Source organism: Lichenicoccus roseus (genome assembly GCF_005844085.1).
GTDB lineage: Bacteria > Pseudomonadota > Alphaproteobacteria > Acetobacterales > Acetobacteraceae > Lichenicoccus > Lichenicoccus roseus.
This window is the reverse complement of sequence record NZ_VCDI01000008.1, coordinates 1-15358: the sequence shown is the minus strand read 5'-3', so window position 1 is coordinate 15358 and position 15358 is coordinate 1. Positions and strand designations below refer to the sequence as shown.

Below are 15358 nucleotides of genomic sequence, written 5' to 3'. Positions count from 1 at the left end.
TCGGAGAAGAACAAGCGTTATGGCACTATCTCCGCGGTCATTCCCTCGACCACTCAGCCGCCTGACGGCTTCGCGCGAGCTGGTTCGCCAGTTTACGCCGAACTGGTTCACGGCGACCATGGGTACGGGGATTCTTGCGCTGGCGCTGAACCAGCTGCCCGTTGCGCTGCCCGGCGTGCGGGCCGTGGCAAGTGGCCTCTGGCTCTTCGACATCGTTCTTTTTGTCTTGTTCAGCATCCTGTACACAGCGCGCTGGGTGTTCTTTTTCGACGGCGCACGCCGGATTTTCCGCCATTCAGTGATGTCGATGTTCCTTGGCGCTATCCCGATGGGCCTGGCGACGATCATCAATGGTTTCCTGGCTTTTGGCCCGGCGGTGTTCGGGGATGCCGCCGTTCCGATCGCCCATGGCCTCTGGTGGCTCGACGCCGGCCTGTCGGTGGGCTCCGGACTCTGCATTCCATTCCTGATGTTCACCAGCCAGGAGCATTCGATTGAGAAGATGACCGCTGTCTGGCTGTTGCCGGTGGTCGCAGCGGAGGTGGCCGCGGCCAGTGCCGCGCAGCTAGTCCCACATTTGGTCGATCCGCAGGCCGCGCTGAGAATGCTAGTGCTGGGCTACGCGCTCTGGGCGTTCTCCGTGCCGCTGGCTTTGAGCATCTTGGTGGTGCTGGTGCTGCGACTGATCCTGCACAAGCTGCCGCACAAGGACATGGCGGCATCCGGCTGGCTGGCGCTCGGCCCGATCGGCACCGGCGCGCTGGGCCTGCTGCTGCTCGGGCAGGATGCGCCATCGACGTTTGCTGCCGTCGGATTGCCCGCAATCGGCATCGTGGCGCAGGGCATTGGGGTCATTGGCGGAACCGTGTTGTGGGGTTACGGCGTCTGGTGGCTGGTGTTGGCGATGATGGTGACAGCCCGCTACCTGCGTGACGGCATGCCGTTCAATATCGGCTGGTGGGGCTTCACCTTCCCGCTGGGCGTCTACGCAGTTGCGACCCTGGCCCTCGCGAGACAGACCCATCTCGCCTCCCTCGCAGATGTCGGCATCGCTCTCGTCGGACTGCTGGTCCTGCTCTGGGGCATCGTCTTCTCCCGCACCATCCTCGGTGCCTGGCGTGGCGACCTGTTTTTCGCGCCCTGCCTGATGAGCAACGTCGCACCTATCGGCAATGACCTGCTTGCTGAAGCTGATGTCGCGTGAACAGGATAAGGGCTTCTGCTTCTTATCTGATCAACTTCCCGGTGGCATGGGTAGGTTCGGTCTATGTCTGCTTCTTACTCCAACCTGGGGCGGCGCAGGCGCAGGCCGACCCGCAGGCGCTCAGCACCAACCTACCGGTGCGGCTGAAGGACGCATTCGTCACCGATCCCGGGGCTGTGACGTTGCAGTACGGCAGCCGCACAACGATCGAGGATGATGGCCGCTACAGCCTGCGTGGCGGCCCAGCGCTCAAGTTCGGCCTGCCGGGGCGTATCGAGCTGAGCCTGGCGCCGTTCCGCCAGCTCGGTGACGCATCGAGCGTGCATGGCAACCTGGCCGGAGCCGAGCTGGAATGGAACCTCAACCAGCAGTCTCGCCACATTCCCGCCTTCCTGTTGGCGCTGATACGCGATGAGCCTTATGGCGGCGGTCACCAGGGGCCGCACTATGCGGTCCAGGGCGTCGCGACCAAGTCTCTTGGCGGTAGACGAGAGGCGCCGCGTTTAGGCGTAGAGGTCGCCTGGACCCACACGGTGGGGGCCGCGACCGATGAGCGACATGGACGCTGGCTGGCCGGGATCGTCTGGTCTCGCCTGCTGGACCGGCGGACCGCCCTGGTCGCCGACCTGGTCTACCAGCAGCAGAATCGGCGCGGGCACGAGTCCGACTATCTCGATGTCGGCTTCAACCGGATCGTCGGCCGGTCGCTCACGCTGAGTGCTGGCCTGGGGCCAGGCCTTGCGCAGGATGCGGCGGCTGTCCGCGTGTTCGCCGGAATCAAATGGACGATCAAGGACGCCCTGCCATGGCAATAGCTCCCTTGGAACTGCCTGGAGGGGCTGCAGCAGGCGAGGAGGGTCGGTTTCCCGGCACCGCCATGCCGGACGGCCGCTGGTGGCACACGCTATGGCCGGATCCGGACCTGACGCTGCGGCGGCTTGGGGTTCGTCCGGGACGTCTTGCAGTCGATCTGTGCTGCGGCGATGGCTGGTTCACTCCCGCACTCGCCCGCATGGCCGACGAGACGGTGGGCGTGGACCTTGATCGGCCGCTGCTCGCCATGGCGGCGGCGCGGGCGCAGAGGGAGGCGGTCCCCGGCTGCCGCTTCGTAGCCGGCGATGCTCTCGATGTGTCTCCCAAGCTGGGTGGGCGGGCGGATCTGGTGCTGCTGGCCAATACGCTTCACGGCGCGTCTGATCGCGCAGCTTTGTTGCGGGCGATCGCGGCCAACCTGACCGCACGAGGCCGGATCTTTGTCGTCAACTGGCATCACTGGCCGAGGGAAGGGACGATCGTGCTCGGCCAGCCGCGCGGCCCTTGCTTCGACCTGCGCATGACTCCCTGCGAGCTGCATCACGCCGCCGCGTCCGCCGGTCTGGAGACGGAGCGGCTGGTCGAACTGCCGCCTTACCACTACGCCCTCGTGCTGCGCCCCAGGCAGGACGGCACGGCGCGCGAGGTCGAGGCCCTGCTGGCTTCGTCCACGGCGGCGGGTCCCGACATCTGGCAGGAGCGGCTGATCGCCTTCTGGGCCGAGGCGGGGCTGGACGGGTGGTTCGCCAAGGACCCGGTTTTCGACGACAGCTTCCGCAACGATTTCCTGCCATTGCACCAGGCGGCGGCGCGCCGTGATCTCGATGGCTGGGCCGGGACGGCGCGCGGCGCGCTGGCCCTGCTGATCCTGCTCGACCAGTTCCCGCGCAACGTCTTCCGCGACACCGCGCACATGTTGGCGACCGACGCCCTGGCGCTGCGGCTTGCGCATGGCTTCCTGCGTCTGGGATTCGACCAGAGGCTGCCCCCCGATCTGCGTCTGTTCTTCTATCTTCCGTTCACGCATTCGGAGGATCTGGTGGACCAGGAGCTGTCATTGCGGCTACGGCGGAAACTCGGCCCGGCGCTGGAACGCCATGCGGCCGTGCATGTCGACATCATCCGGCGGTTCGGGCGCTTCCCGCATCGCAATGCCCTCCTTGGACGGGAAACAACCGCGGATGAGGCATCTTTCCTGTCTGCCGGCGGCTTCTCGGGCTGATCCTGGCACACGGGCCAATCGATCGAAAGTTTGGAACGATCCGTTCCATTCAATCCGTTGGAACAGATCACCCCGTCGGTGCCAAGTATGTCTCGACATAACGAAGGAAACCCCCATGCCCCGCATCATCGACGAGCCCGTTCCCGGCCGGCGCCAGGCCCTCCTCGGTCTCGCTGCGGCCACGACGGGTGCTGCTCTCCTCGCCTCCGGGCGCCCCGCCTCTGCAGAGGCCGCGACCGGGCGGGAGCCGGCGTCGCGCACGCTTCACGCCTTGATGGCGCAGCTCGCAAAGGCACCGCGCCGGCGAGACTTCAAGACCGTGCCGATGGTGCTTGACGATTCCGGCCTGTGGGATGCGGCGGCGCTGGATGCGGTCATCGCCTATCGCGGCAGCCGCAAGCAGGTGTGGGACAATACCGAGATCGGCAGCCCCTGGATGAACCTGATGCGCAATTCGCTGAACGCTCAGGTGTTCTCGTTCAGGCATCCCGATTTCCTGGCAGTCTCGGCGACACATGGCAGCGCCCATTTCGCACTGTACGACCAGGCGATGTGGGACAAGTACCAGCTCGCGACGATGGCAGGCCCGGATTTCAAGACCAACACGCTGATCGTGGCCAAGGACGGCGACGGCGACGGCGACGCATCGGCACACGAGAGTCCCAAAAGCCTATTCGGCGCTGCCGGCAACACCATCCCGACGCTGCAGAAGCGCGGCATCGTGTTCATGGCCTGCCACAACGCCATCTGGGAGCAGACCGGCAAGCTGCAGGAGAAGGGGATCAACCCTGGCAAGCTGTCGCACGAGGCGATGGCGGCCGAGCTGACCAACCATCTCATCGAAGGCGTCGTGCTGACGCCGGGCATCGTCGGCACGATCCCGGAGCTCGAGCATGCCGGCTTCGGCTACGTGAAATGAGCCGCACCATGAAAACCTCGATCCGCCGGGCTGCCCTCGCTTCCGCGGCCTTCGCCCTGGCCGTGTGCGGCGGCGTGCGTGTCGCCGCCGCCGATCCCGTGCAATGGAACGGCAAGGCGGAGGCGCCGCACTACAAGGAGGACGTGTTTCCACCCTGGCAGCACGGGCAGAACAACGACGCGCTGAAGCGCGGCTTCGAGTTCACCGTGCCGGAGGTCGATGATCTCGCCGATTTTCACGGCGACATCACCGATCCAAAGCTCGTGTTGTATGTCGGCGGCAACTATTTTTTCGCGATGGCGCCGCTGGTGGTGGAGTTCGAGCGCGAGCATCCGGATTATAAGGGCCGACTGTACTGGGAGACGATCCCGCCCGGCCTGCTGATCAAGCAGATCGAGGCCGGCGGCACCATCACGTCAGGCAACATGACCTGGACCGCCAGGCCGGATGCCTACTTCGCCGGGCTCAAGAAGATCGACCAGTTCGTCAAGAGCGGCCTGCTCGCGTCGCCGGCGGTGCCATACGTCACCAACACGCTCACCATCATGGTGCCGAAGGACAACCCAGCGCATGTGACGTCGCTCGCCGACCTCGGCCGCCCGGGCATCCGCCTTGCCATGCCCAACCCCGCGTTTGAGGGAATCGCCCGCCAGATCGACGCCGCCCTGAAGAAGGCAGGTGGTGCCGCACTGGCAACGGCCGTCTACAAGACCAAGGTCGCCGACGGCAGCACGGTGCTGACCCACATCCATCACCGCCAGACGCCGTTGTTCCTGATGCAGGGCCTGGCCGATGCCGGCGTGACCTGGCAGTCGGAGGCGATGTTCCAGGAGCAGGCAGGACACGCCATCACCCATGTCGACATCCCCACGGCCCAGAACAGCACGGCGATCTATGCCGGCGCGATGGTCAAGGGCGCTGCCCATCCGAAGGCGGCAAAGCTCTGGCTCGGCTTTATCCACTCGCAGCCGGCGCTTGCGATCTTCGAGCGCTACGGGTTCAAGCCGTACACTCCCGGCGCGACGGGCGGATAGAATGATGGTTGGCGCCTTTGGTGTACACCGGCTGGCGCTCAGCCTGATGGGCGCCCTAATTGCCGGAAATACACAAGCACTGGCCGACGATGCGGATGTCTTGGCTGGGCGCCGGATCGCGCAGCAGGGGGTGCTGGCGGGGCATGTCGGTTGCGCCGCCTGCCATCTCGAGAACGGCGCTGGCCAGCCGGACGTCGGCATCCCCCGATTGGCGGGGCTGCACCTCGATTATCTTGACCAGCAACTGTCGTATTTCGCAAGCGGCCAGAGACAGAACGCTGTCATGCGGCCCTACGCTCGGATGCTAGACGCCAGGCAAAGGCAGCAGGTCGCGGCATACTATGCAAGCCTTGCGGTGCCGCGCCCCGTCGAGGCGGACGCGCCGCCATTACCGCTGCTGGAGCAGGGGCAGCGGATCGTCGAATATGGCAGCGCGGATGCGGACATGCCGTCCTGCTCGCAATGCCACGGCGTTTCCGGCCTTGGGGTCGGCGACTTCTCTCCGGCTCTCGCTGGCCAGTCTGCGGCCTATATTGCTCAGCAGTTGACCGACTGGCATGACGGCTCGCGGCGCGATCCCAAGGGGATCTTCATGCAGGCCGAGGCCCTTCGGTTGAGCCATAACGACATCGCGGCGGTGGCGGCCTACCTCGCGGCCCTACCGGCGCCCGTATCACCTGTCTCAGTCCAAAAGGATCTCCCGCGATGAAGGGCGCAGTCCCCACAGTCCTGCTGGCGACCGGTCTGATCGTCGGCGGGGGTGCTGCCTGGCTGGCAACATCGCATCACTCCGCATCACGGTCCCCGGTCCCGGCGGAACACTTCATGCCGCCGCCGGACAGCGCGATCCCGAAGACGCCGTTCGGTGACGAGGTGCGCAGGGGGGAACATATCTTCCGCGAGCCCGCGATCTATGCGAGCGCCTTCGTCGGCAACCAGCTTCGCTGCAGCAACTGCCATCTCTCCGCCGGCCGCCTCGCCGGTGCGTCGCCAATGTGGGGCGCCTATGTGGCCTACCCGGCCTACCGCAGCAAGAACGGCCACGTGAACTCGTTCGAGGAACGGCTACAGGGCTGCTTCCGCTTCAGCATGAACGGCAAGGCGCCGAAGCTGGGCGACCCGACCCTGGTGTCCTTGGAGAGCTACGCCTTCTTTCTGGCTCATGGCGCACCCACCGGGGTGGACCTTCCGGGCCGTGGCTTTCCGAAGCTGCCGAAGCCCCCGGTCGCCGCCGACTATCAGCGTGGGGCACAGGTCTATGCGGAGAACTGTGCCTCCTGCCACGGCCGCGACGGACTGGGGCAATCCTCCGGCGGCAGGGTGGTGTTCCCGGCACTCTGGGGCGCGCAGTCGTTCAACTGGGGGGCTGGCATGGGCTCTATCAAGAACGCAGCGGAGTTCATCCGGGCCAACATGCCCCTGGGCCTTGGAGGCTCGCTCAGCGTACAGCAGGCCTGGGACGTCGCGACCTACATGGACAGCCAAGTGAGGCCGCAGGATCCGCGCTTCACCGGCGACGTCGCCGCGACACGCAAGAAGTTCCACAACAATGCCAACTCGATGTACGGCTTGACGGTCAACGGAGGCGTGCTCGGCGATCCCGCGATGACGCCGCCGGCAGGGACGATCCCGGTTGCCGCCTCTTCTGCGGCGCCAGCTCCGGTGCAGTCGGAGTGAGCCCGTCATGAACGAGCCCGAAGGGATTTCGACACCTGCGGCCGAGGCTCCCCTTGAGATCGTGCGCCCGGTTGGCACCTGGGTCATCGGCGGGTTCTTGCTCATCGTGGTGGTGACGATCTGGTTCCTCGTCTCCGTCCTGTTCATGCACCGCGCCGGAGGCAACATCCCGTCATGAACACACAGTCACCGGGCCCCGACTTCGAACATGCCTTTCATCGATCCGCCGAACGGCATGAGCGGGTCTGGATCTTCTGCGTCGTCACGATGCTCCTGCTGCTGACGGCCGGCACGATGTTCTACGCCGTGTATGATTATGGCGTCGTCACCAAGGGTGCAGCCTTCCATGCTGATCCGACCGCGCCGGCGCGCGAGACAGCCTTCCAGGATGGACGTGTAATTCAAACTGGGCCGAACGCGTATTCGGTCTACATGGTCGGCCATCTCTGGATGTGGAGCCCGAGCCCAATCCACGTGAAACAGGGTGCCGCCATCACCTTCTACGTGACCAGCACCGACGTGCTGCACGGCTTCGAAGTGCAGGGCACGACGATCAACCTGACAGCGGTGCCCGGCATCGTCGGCACCGTCAGCTACAACTTCAGCCATCCCGGGACCTATCACATCATCTGCAACGAATTCTGCGGCATCGAGCATCAGGCGATGATCGGCCGCATTATCGTCGATCCGGCGACACGCTCATGAGCGCCGTCCTCAAGACGACGCAATTTTCAGCAGCCCGGCTTGACGAAGGTGCTTTGGCGGCAACAGAGCGCCGCTGGATGCTGGCGTTCCTGATCGCGGGCTTCACGGCCCTGATGATCGGCGCCTCGATCGGCCCACTGCAGGCGCTGAACTATGGTGGCATCAATGCCTACCCGGCGCTGCATCCGGTGCTGAAAAGCTACTACCAGGGATTGACCATCCACGGCGTGCTAAATGGCTACGTCTTCACCTTCTTCATAACCAGTGGGCTGCTGGTCTATCTACCGGCACGCGAGCTTGGGCTGCATCCGAATCTACTGCTGTGGCGCAGCGGCTTCGTGCTGATGGCGGCCGGCGCGCTGATGCTGCTCTGGTCGATGTTCGACAACTCCTCGAGCGTGCTCTGGACCTTCTATCCGCCGCTCCAGGCAAGCGCGGTGTTCTATCTTGGCATGACCTTGCTCAGCATCGGCAGCATAGTGCCTCTGCCGATCCTGCTGGAGATGCGAGCCACCTGGAAACATCGTCGGCGTGGCGAATTGACGCCGCTCGTCACCTACATGAGCCTGGTGACCATGCTGATGTGGGGCCTGGCCAGCATCGGCGCGGTGGCGGAACTGCTGCTGCAGCTCGATCCTTGGGCACTCGGCTTCACCAGCACGGTCGACCCGATCATCGGCCGTACGCTGTTCTGGCTGACCGGCCATCCGATCGTCTATTTCTGGCTAATGCCGGCCTATGTCTCCTGGTACGGCCTGCTGTCGCGACAGGCTGGTGGCAAGCTGGTGTCGGACCCGATGGCGCGCCTCACCTTCGTGCTGCTGTTCGTGTTCTCGCTCCCGGTCGGCAGTCACCATCAGTTCGACGATCCCGGCTTCTCGCCGATCTGGCGTGGCATCCTGGTCGCGCTGACGATGTCGGTGGCGCTGCCGAGCCTGATCACCGCCTTCACCATCGGTCTGAGCCTGGAATTCGCTGGCCGCGTCCGTGGCGGCAAGGGCTGGTTCGGCTGGTTCCGCGCGTTGCCCTGGAGCAACCCGGGCGTCGCCGGCCAAGTTCTCGCCGCCATCACCTTCATCTTCGGGGGCGCCACCGGCGTGGTGCAGGGGAGCTGGCAGCTCGACAACATCGTTCACAATACGATTTTCATTCCCGGCCATTTCCATGTCACGGTCGGCAGCGTCACGGCGATGACCTTCATGGCGGTGTCGTTCTGGATGGTGCCGCATCTGACCGGCCGCTCGCTGATCAGCCGGCGGCTTGCTCTCGCCTCGGTCTGGCTCTGGTTCGCCGGCATGTCGATCTTCGCGCTCGGCATGCACTGGGCCGGGCTGTTCGGCGTACCCCGTCGTGCCTGGATCTCCGCCCTGCCGCCGTCGGAGTATCACACTCTGTATGGCATGGCCCATGTGCCGCTGGCCCTGGTGGCGATCGGCGGCGTCGTTCTCTGGCTGGCGACTTTCTGCTTCTACGTCGTGTTCTTCGGCACCATCCTGTTCGGCAGCCGCGGGACGTACCGTGAGCCGATCCCGTTCGCCCGGGCCTTCGGCGGCCGCGAGAGCTACGCGATCGATCTGCCGCTGACCGACGAGACCACGCCCGTCGGCATCGTGGCGCATCCGGCACTGTCACCACTTGCCCGGACGCTGGAGCATGTCGGGCTCATCACGCTGGGGACGGCGGTGGTCACAGCGGCCGCGTACATTCCGATCCTGTGGCCTTTCGTGCACCACCTAACGCACGCCCCAGGGTGGATCGTCTGGTGACGGCAGGGTGCAGCCGATGATGCGGCGTGGCTGGTGGCGATCGCCATTACGTGCGGTAGCGGTCTGCGCCGTGCTTGGCTGCGGACTGCTGGCCTACGCGCACCTGGGTGCTCGGTACGGCTATATCGGAACACCGCTGAAGGTCCGCTTGGCCCCACGGCTGCAACTCACCGATGATCGCGGCAAACCGTTCGATCTTTCGGCGCTTCGGGGCAGGGCGGCGCTGGTCTATTTTGGCTACACCCATTGTCCCGATATCTGTCCGACCACGCTGGCTGCGCTTGCACCGGTCTTCCAGGCGCTCGGACCCGACCGCGGGAACGCCGTGATCGTCTTCGTGACGCTGGACCCGGAGCGTGACACCCCGGCACTGCTGCATGCCTACGTGTCGGCGTTCGAGCCTATGCCGATCGGGCTGACCGGCCCGGCTGCGGCCATCGGTGCTGCGGCAAAGGACTGGGGCGTGTCGTGGCGTCCGGCCGAGGGGGGCGCCTATATTGATCATGCCTCCGTTATCACGCTCGTCGATCCACAGGGCCGCTGGCGCGTGCGCTACGGCCTGTCACAAGTTGCCGATCCGGCCGCCGTTGCGCGTGATATCCGTCATGTGATGAAAAGCTAGTGGCGGTGGCTTTGCGTCGATATTGGCCACGCCTGTTCGTCTCCACCGGCACGGTCGTCGTCATCGGTTCGGTAGCCGGACTGCGCGATCCACTGGCGTCGATGGCAAGCTATACAGCGTCGCTTATGGCGCTCAATCAGGTCGCCCCGCCGCTGCTTCTGCTCGGGATGCGGAGATCGAGCCGAAGCGCGAGTGCCATCGAGCAATGGCTGTTCGATCCCTGGGTAGCCTTCTGCGTCTTCGGGGCAGTCACCATCGCGATCAGCCTTCCGGGGATCTTCGCGCCGGCGGTGGCTAATGCCGTATTCAGCGCGCCACTGGGCCTACTGGAGTTGGCCTCCGGTCTCCTCCTTTGGCGCCAGATTCTCCCTGGCGGCCAAACGCTGGATGCCGATTGGAAGATCGGGGCATTCGGCTTCCTGGCAGGCATTCCCATGACCGTCGTCGCCGTCGTCTGGATGCTGGCACCAGCGGTCCTTTATACGCCTTATCTGGACGTCCTTTGCCGCTGGAACATATCGCCGCTTGCGGATCAGCGGTGGGCAGGCTTCATCATGCTGGTGTCCGGGGCGCCGCTGCAACTGGCAAGCCTATGGCTGATCCTCGGCCTGCGAGCACCGGGCCTGATCGACAAGCAGCCGTCATGACCAACGGAACTCCTTGCTGCAACCAATCGGCCTCGGTAGATAGTGCGGGTCGTATCATCTAAGTTGGCGAACGATTGCATCAAGACCCGGAATTGGAAGTCACTCCGCTTGCCTCCTATTTGCAGAACACCGAGCCAGGCATCAGCTGTCGCACCTCGCCGGTTCAGGTCCTTGAGGAGTATGTTTCGATGTTTTCAATGAAGACACATCATCTTGCGCGCATAGCGGCTCTCGCCGCGCTTCCTGCGCTGTCACTCGTGAGCGGCTGCGCCAGCACGGGTATTGTCAGCAGCAGCAATCCATCCCGTGACGCGCCACGCGCGTGGCGCGATTATGATCAGTTGCCAGTCAGGATCCTGGGGAGCATCCCCGGAAAATCGCAAGCGGAACTGGCATCGCTGTTTCCATCCGCTCCTGAATCGACAGCCGACAGCGGCCGTCACATTGTTTTCTACGTCAATGCTTCGCAACTGCCTGCCAAATCTAACCTCTGCAGCGATCCCGAATCCTTCCGTGCGGGCAGCCAGGCTGGCGATCTGGCGTCGGTCACCGGAGCACTTTGCGACGGTCAGCGGGAAGTCACAAGGGCTTCGGGAAATGTAAGATCGGTAGATCAGTCGCCCCGATGGCTCTTCAAGAATTTCGATCTGATCAGGTATCAGCTTTACCAGGCGCTTTATCCCGGTGCAAACAACCCCGCGTCTTACCAGCAGGGTTGATGTCGGCAAGCTGTTTGGCAGGACGGCAATAGGCGACCCTAGGTCTGAGGCGTGATACAAAGCGATGACCCTTGATCAATTGCGAGTATTCGTGGCGGTCGCGGAGCGACAGCATGTCACCCAGGCAGCGAGAGCGCTCAACCTTGCCCAGTCGGCGGTGAGCCACGCCGTAAGCACGCTCGAGGATGGCTTTCAGGTCAAGCTGTTCAACCGGGTCGGTCGCGGCATCGAGTTGACCGAAGCAGGTATCATGTTCCTTGGCGAAGCCCGTGCTGTCCTGGCACGGGCGGCCGCCGCCCGCCTCAAGCTGTCGGAGCTTGGAGAGCTCAAGCGAGGCACGCTGCTAGTCCACGCCAGCCAAACGATCGCCGGCTACTGGCTGCCAAGCAGGCTCATGGCGTTTCGAGCCCATTACCCGCAGATCGAGATCCGCTTGGCGATCGGCAATACACATGACGTGGTCCGCCAAGTGCATGAAGGGGTCGCCGAAATCGGCTTTGTGGAGGGCGCCATCGATGATCCGGAGCTTGCTTCCGCCGTGGTCGCACAGGACCAACTGGTTCTGGTGGTCTCACCGTCACATCCCTGGGTCCAGAGGAACCGACAGCAGAAGCTTCGTCCAAGCGAGCTGCTTGAGACCGACTGGATCCTGCGCGAACCGGGTTCAGGGACGCGCTCTGAATTCGAGGCAGCGCTCGAGCGCCTCGGCGTATCGCCACATGCCCTGAGGATTGCCCTGGAGCTCCCCTCAAACGAAGCAGTACGGGCAGCGGTAGAGAGCGGTGTGGGAGCGACGGTGATCTCCGCGTCGGTAGCGGCGCCAAGTCTGGAGGCGGAGCTGCTGCATCGCGTGCCGCTTGACCTGCCGCAGCGTCACTTCCAGGTCGTCCACCATCGCGAACGCTACCTCAGCCGGAGTGCCGCGGCCCTGCTCTCGCTGCTTGGCCTAACCTGATCGTCACGCGCCAGCGCCTCCATCGGAGACGGCCTCACGCTGGCGCTGGCGTCTTTTCACCTCGGCGTCGCTCAGGCGCGCATCATAGATCGAGCGCGGTTCGATGGTGCGTGCCACCAAAGTTGCGATCATGACAATCAGCAGCATCGGCACGATGGCCGCACGCGCGTGGCCGGTTAGCTCGACCATCAGCACGATGGTCGATAACGGCCCCTGGGTAGTGGCTGCCAGCAAGGCACCGGCGCCTAGCACGGCGAACAGCCCGCCCGGGACGCCCGGCCATAGATGCATCCAGGGTAGGCCAAGCACCCCGCCAAGCAGTGCCCCGGTTGCCAGAGAGGGCGTGAACAACCCACCCGGCGTGCCGCTGCCCAGGCAAAGCAAGGTCGCTGCCGGCTTCAAGGCGACCAGCGCCACCAGCAGCAGCGGCGCGACCTGACCGGTGAAGGCGAGTTGCGCGATGTCTCGGCCGTTGCCGAGCAGCTGCGGGAAGGGGATCGAGACTATACCTAGCATTGTCAGCGCCACGGCCGGCGCCACCAGCCGCCAGGTCCCCGTCGGCCTGTGATGATCGGCCCACGCGACCGCTCGGACGTAGCCAACCGACGCCACGCCGATGATCGGAGCGGCCAGGACAGCCCAGAGAGCGCAGCTCAGCGAACTGGGATAGGACGGAATGTGATATGTCGGGGCGTCGGGCAGGAAGGCCCAGGACACGCCGGTGGCGGTCAGCGAGGTCAGTAGGGCCGGCAGCACGAAGCGCAGCGCCAGCTCGCCGCGAAGCACCTCTAGTGCGAACAGCGCGCCGCCAAGCGGCACGCCGTAGGCCGCTGCCATCCCGGCCCCGGCGCCGCACGCGACCAGCAGCCGGCGCTGCTCGTCGGTGAGCTGAACCCGGTTGGACATCAGGTTGGCAAGCACCGCACCAGTCTGTTTCGGCGCACCCTCCCGACCGAGCGACGCTCCCATGCCGACGACCAGCACCGAGAGCACGGCACTGCCGAGCGTCCGCACCATCGGCAGACGCCCGGCCTGGAACCAGATTGCCGCAGTGATATCGATACTGTTGGCTGCTGAAAGCCGGACCAGCAGCAGCTGACCGATGCCGGTCAGCAGGCCGGCGCCGAGCAGCACCAGGATGTGCCACCAACCAGCGGATTGTGTTGCTCCATCGAGCAGATCGACACCGTTGCCGCCCCAGAGCGCGTGCTGCACCAGTTCGAGCAATGCGGTTAGCGCCGCGGCTCCAAGTCCAGTGCAAATGCCAGTCAACACGACCGCAAGCCAGAAGCCTGCGGCATCGCGCCGCGCCAGGATCGGGCCGATCATGCTTAGCTCGGTTGTTCAGGTTGCCGAAACGTGCACCCTATGCCAGGCCGCACTCAGATAGCCCTTGAAGTTCCACGTATCGTCCGGCTGCGCGGGCTGCGTCTGCCCGGCGGAATCCCAGGCTCGCACAGCTAACTCGTGCTCGCCCTTCGGCAGATCCACCGTAGCGGTCCAAAACGACCAGCTCCAGGGCGCCTCGGCATCATGCTCGAGCTCGGCCTGCCGCCAGTTGCGGCCGCCGTCGATCGACACGTCGACACGCACGACTTCACGTGCCGTCGCGATCGCGTAGCCGCGCAGGGTTGCCAGGCCCGCCTTCATCTCGGCGCGTGCAGCGGGTTCGCAGATGGCCGAGTTAAGGGGCATGTCGTAGATTGTTATGCCCTGATCCCAATTGACGGTGTTCGCCGTCATTTCCGCCGGCACCAGCTTATAATCCCTCTGCTGCATATGGTTGTCCGACGGACGATCCTGGACGATGATGGCGGTCAACCATTTTGGACTACGCACGCCGGCGAAACCGGGAACGACCACGCGAAGCGGATAGCCATGCTCCCGCGCAAGAGCCTCGCCATTCATCTCGAACGCGAGCAGCACCTCCGGCGACATCGCTTTGCCGATCGGGATTGAAACGCCGTAGTTGAAACGTCCCTCATCTGGCATCTCGATCTCGTCACAGGCTTCAAAGGCTACATGCAGCCCCGGCTCCGCACTCGCACCCGCGGCCTGCAGCACGTCGGCAAGCGACACGCCCGTCCATTCGGCATTACCGATGGCACCTGGAGCCCAAGGGTCGCCGGATGTCGGCTTCACGGCCTGCATGTCGAGGCGCCGGTTGCCCGCGCACTGCATGACGGCGGTCACCGTACTGAGCGTGAAGCGATCACGCAGTTCCGTGATGGAAAGGTCGAGGGGCGTCCGCACCTCGCCGGCGACATGCAGCCGGTGGGTCTTTTCATCCAGCTGTGGGATCTTGCCGTGGCTGCGCACGTAGAAATCCGGCTGCGCGGTGATAGAGGAAGCTCGCAGACGGGCGAGAGATGGCTCCGCGTTGAACGGCTCCTTTGTATGTATGATCAAGCCGGGCTTAGCCGTGAACGGATTGAACAAGCTTGCTCTCCAGGAACGGGGTTCAGGCCAAAGTTGTGTGACAAGGCCCAGCGCTCTAATTAGACGGGCGATGGGGAGGCAAGTTCCGCCCCGACCGCCTGCCGCAAGAACCGAGGCACCGTGCCGTCTACGGGCACGCCGTCGCCCAGCCGGACGCGCAGCCGGTCGCTTGGGGCGACCTGTGCGACGCTGATTTCCTCGTCATCCGCGCCGTCCCGCACCCGGCGGACGGTCTTGGGTGCGAGGTTGAGCAGCGCCCGGATCGCGTCGCCGGTCCGCTCTCGCGCGCGCAGCTCAAGCACCTGGCCAAGCAACACCAACACGATGATAACGGAAGCGGCCTCGTAATAGACCGGTACCGTGCCGCCCATGCTGTGGAACCGGGTTGGGAAGATCCCAGGGGCAAAGGTGGCGACCAGGCTGTAGAGGTAGGTCGCCCCGGTGCCGAGCGCGATCCGCGTGAACATGTTGAGATGCCGGCTGACGAGCGATGCGCAGCCGCGTTGGAAGAACGGCCATCCGGCCCAAAGGACGACGGGGGTCAATAGCGCGAACTGCACCTAGAGCAGATTCCGATCATTCCGGCTCATATCCTGCGGCTTTAAAGTAGTTCGCGCACTCGGTGGGAGAGAATTC

At 64.6% G+C, this 15358-nt stretch carries 17 protein-coding genes; 14 read left to right on the top strand and 3 right to left on the bottom strand.

Annotation, left to right across the window (positions count from 1 at the left end; all coding sequences use genetic code 11):
- The first annotated feature begins 19 nt into the window (after positions 1-19).
- The 14 genes from FE263_RS18010 to FE263_RS17945 all read left to right on the top strand — a co-directional run bounded on the left by FE263_RS18010 (position 20) and on the right by FE263_RS17945 (position 12283).
- Positions 20-1204 carry a TDT family transporter gene (locus FE263_RS18010; protein WP_138327428.1) on the top strand — a complete coding sequence of 395 codons (1185 nt, stop codon included), beginning with the start codon at positions 20-22 and terminating at the stop codon, positions 1202-1204.
- A 41-nt stretch (positions 1205-1245) separates the two neighbouring features.
- The gene (locus FE263_RS22630; protein ID WP_240759892.1) at positions 1246-2019 is read left to right on the top strand and encodes a hypothetical protein; all 774 of its coding nucleotides are present in this window, start codon (positions 1246-1248) and stop codon (positions 2017-2019) included.
- Entirely contained in the window at positions 2010-3239 is a 1230-nt protein-coding gene (locus FE263_RS17995) for a DUF924 family protein (RefSeq protein ID WP_171034194.1), read from the top strand. Before FE263_RS22630 ends, FE263_RS17995 begins: the two co-directional genes overlap by 10 nt.
- 115 nt (positions 3240-3354) lie before the next feature.
- Positions 3355-4158, top strand: a complete 804-nt coding sequence (tetH, locus tag FE263_RS17990) for a thiosulfate dehydrogenase (protein ID WP_138327426.1) — start codon at positions 3355-3357, stop codon at positions 4156-4158.
- Between the two features lie 8 nt (positions 4159-4166).
- A complete protein-coding gene (locus FE263_RS17985) occupies positions 4167-5192 on the top strand; it encodes a substrate-binding domain-containing protein (RefSeq protein ID WP_138327425.1) in 1026 nt (341 codons plus the stop codon).
- A gap of 1 nt (position 5193) precedes the next feature.
- A complete protein-coding gene (locus FE263_RS17980; RefSeq protein ID WP_138327424.1) occupies positions 5194-5901 on the top strand; it encodes a c-type cytochrome in 708 nt (235 codons plus the stop codon).
- On the top strand, positions 5898-6869 hold the full coding sequence (locus FE263_RS17975; protein ID WP_138327423.1) for a c-type cytochrome: 972 nt from the start codon (positions 5898-5900) through the stop codon (positions 6867-6869). The genes FE263_RS17980 and FE263_RS17975 overlap by 4 nt, the downstream gene beginning before the upstream one ends.
- Before the next feature lie 7 nt (positions 6870-6876).
- Positions 6877-7047 carry a hypothetical protein gene (locus tag FE263_RS22220; RefSeq protein ID WP_171034193.1) on the top strand — a complete coding sequence of 57 codons (171 nt, stop codon included), beginning with the start codon at positions 6877-6879 and terminating at the stop codon, positions 7045-7047.
- Positions 7044-7574, top strand: a complete 531-nt coding sequence (locus FE263_RS17970) for a cytochrome c oxidase subunit II (protein ID WP_138327422.1) — start codon at positions 7044-7046, stop codon at positions 7572-7574. Before FE263_RS22220 ends, FE263_RS17970 begins: the two co-directional genes overlap by 4 nt.
- Positions 7571-9340: a cbb3-type cytochrome c oxidase subunit I gene (locus FE263_RS17965; RefSeq protein ID WP_138327421.1), complete on the top strand. Its 1770-nt coding sequence runs from the start codon at positions 7571-7573 to the stop codon at positions 9338-9340. The genes FE263_RS17970 and FE263_RS17965 overlap by 4 nt, the downstream gene beginning before the upstream one ends.
- A gap of 16 nt (positions 9341-9356) precedes the next feature.
- Positions 9357-9962, top strand: a complete 606-nt coding sequence (locus FE263_RS17960) for an SCO family protein (protein ID WP_138327420.1) — start codon at positions 9357-9359, stop codon at positions 9960-9962.
- Positions 9962-10609 carry a cytochrome c oxidase assembly protein gene (locus FE263_RS17955; RefSeq protein WP_138327419.1) on the top strand — a complete coding sequence of 216 codons (648 nt, stop codon included), beginning with the start codon at positions 9962-9964 and terminating at the stop codon, positions 10607-10609. The genes FE263_RS17960 and FE263_RS17955 overlap by 1 nt, the downstream gene beginning before the upstream one ends.
- Positions 10610-10683: 74 nt before the next feature.
- On the top strand, positions 10684-11328 hold the full coding sequence (locus FE263_RS17950; RefSeq protein ID WP_138327418.1) for a hypothetical protein: 645 nt from the start codon (positions 10684-10686) through the stop codon (positions 11326-11328).
- Between the two features lie 64 nt (positions 11329-11392).
- A complete protein-coding gene (locus FE263_RS17945) occupies positions 11393-12283 on the top strand; it encodes a LysR family transcriptional regulator (RefSeq protein WP_138327417.1) in 891 nt (296 codons plus the stop codon).
- Between the two features lie 3 nt (positions 12284-12286).
- On the opposite strand, the gene FE263_RS17940 is transcribed toward FE263_RS17945, so the two are convergent.
- From FE263_RS17940 to FE263_RS17930, 3 genes are read right to left on the bottom strand one after another with little or no spacing between them, the layout of a single operon-like run.
- Entirely contained in the window at positions 12287-13612 is a 1326-nt protein-coding gene (locus FE263_RS17940) for a chloride channel protein (RefSeq protein WP_138327416.1), read from the bottom strand.
- Between the two features lie 15 nt (positions 13613-13627).
- Positions 13628-14722 carry a molybdopterin-dependent oxidoreductase gene (locus FE263_RS17935; RefSeq protein WP_205880438.1) on the bottom strand — a complete coding sequence of 365 codons (1095 nt, stop codon included), beginning with the start codon at positions 14720-14722 and terminating at the stop codon, positions 13628-13630.
- 59 nt (positions 14723-14781) lie between these two features.
- Positions 14782-15282: an HAD family hydrolase gene (locus FE263_RS17930; RefSeq protein WP_205880437.1), complete on the bottom strand. Its 501-nt coding sequence runs from the start codon at positions 15280-15282 to the stop codon at positions 14782-14784.
- Positions 15283-15358 lie beyond the last annotated feature (76 nt).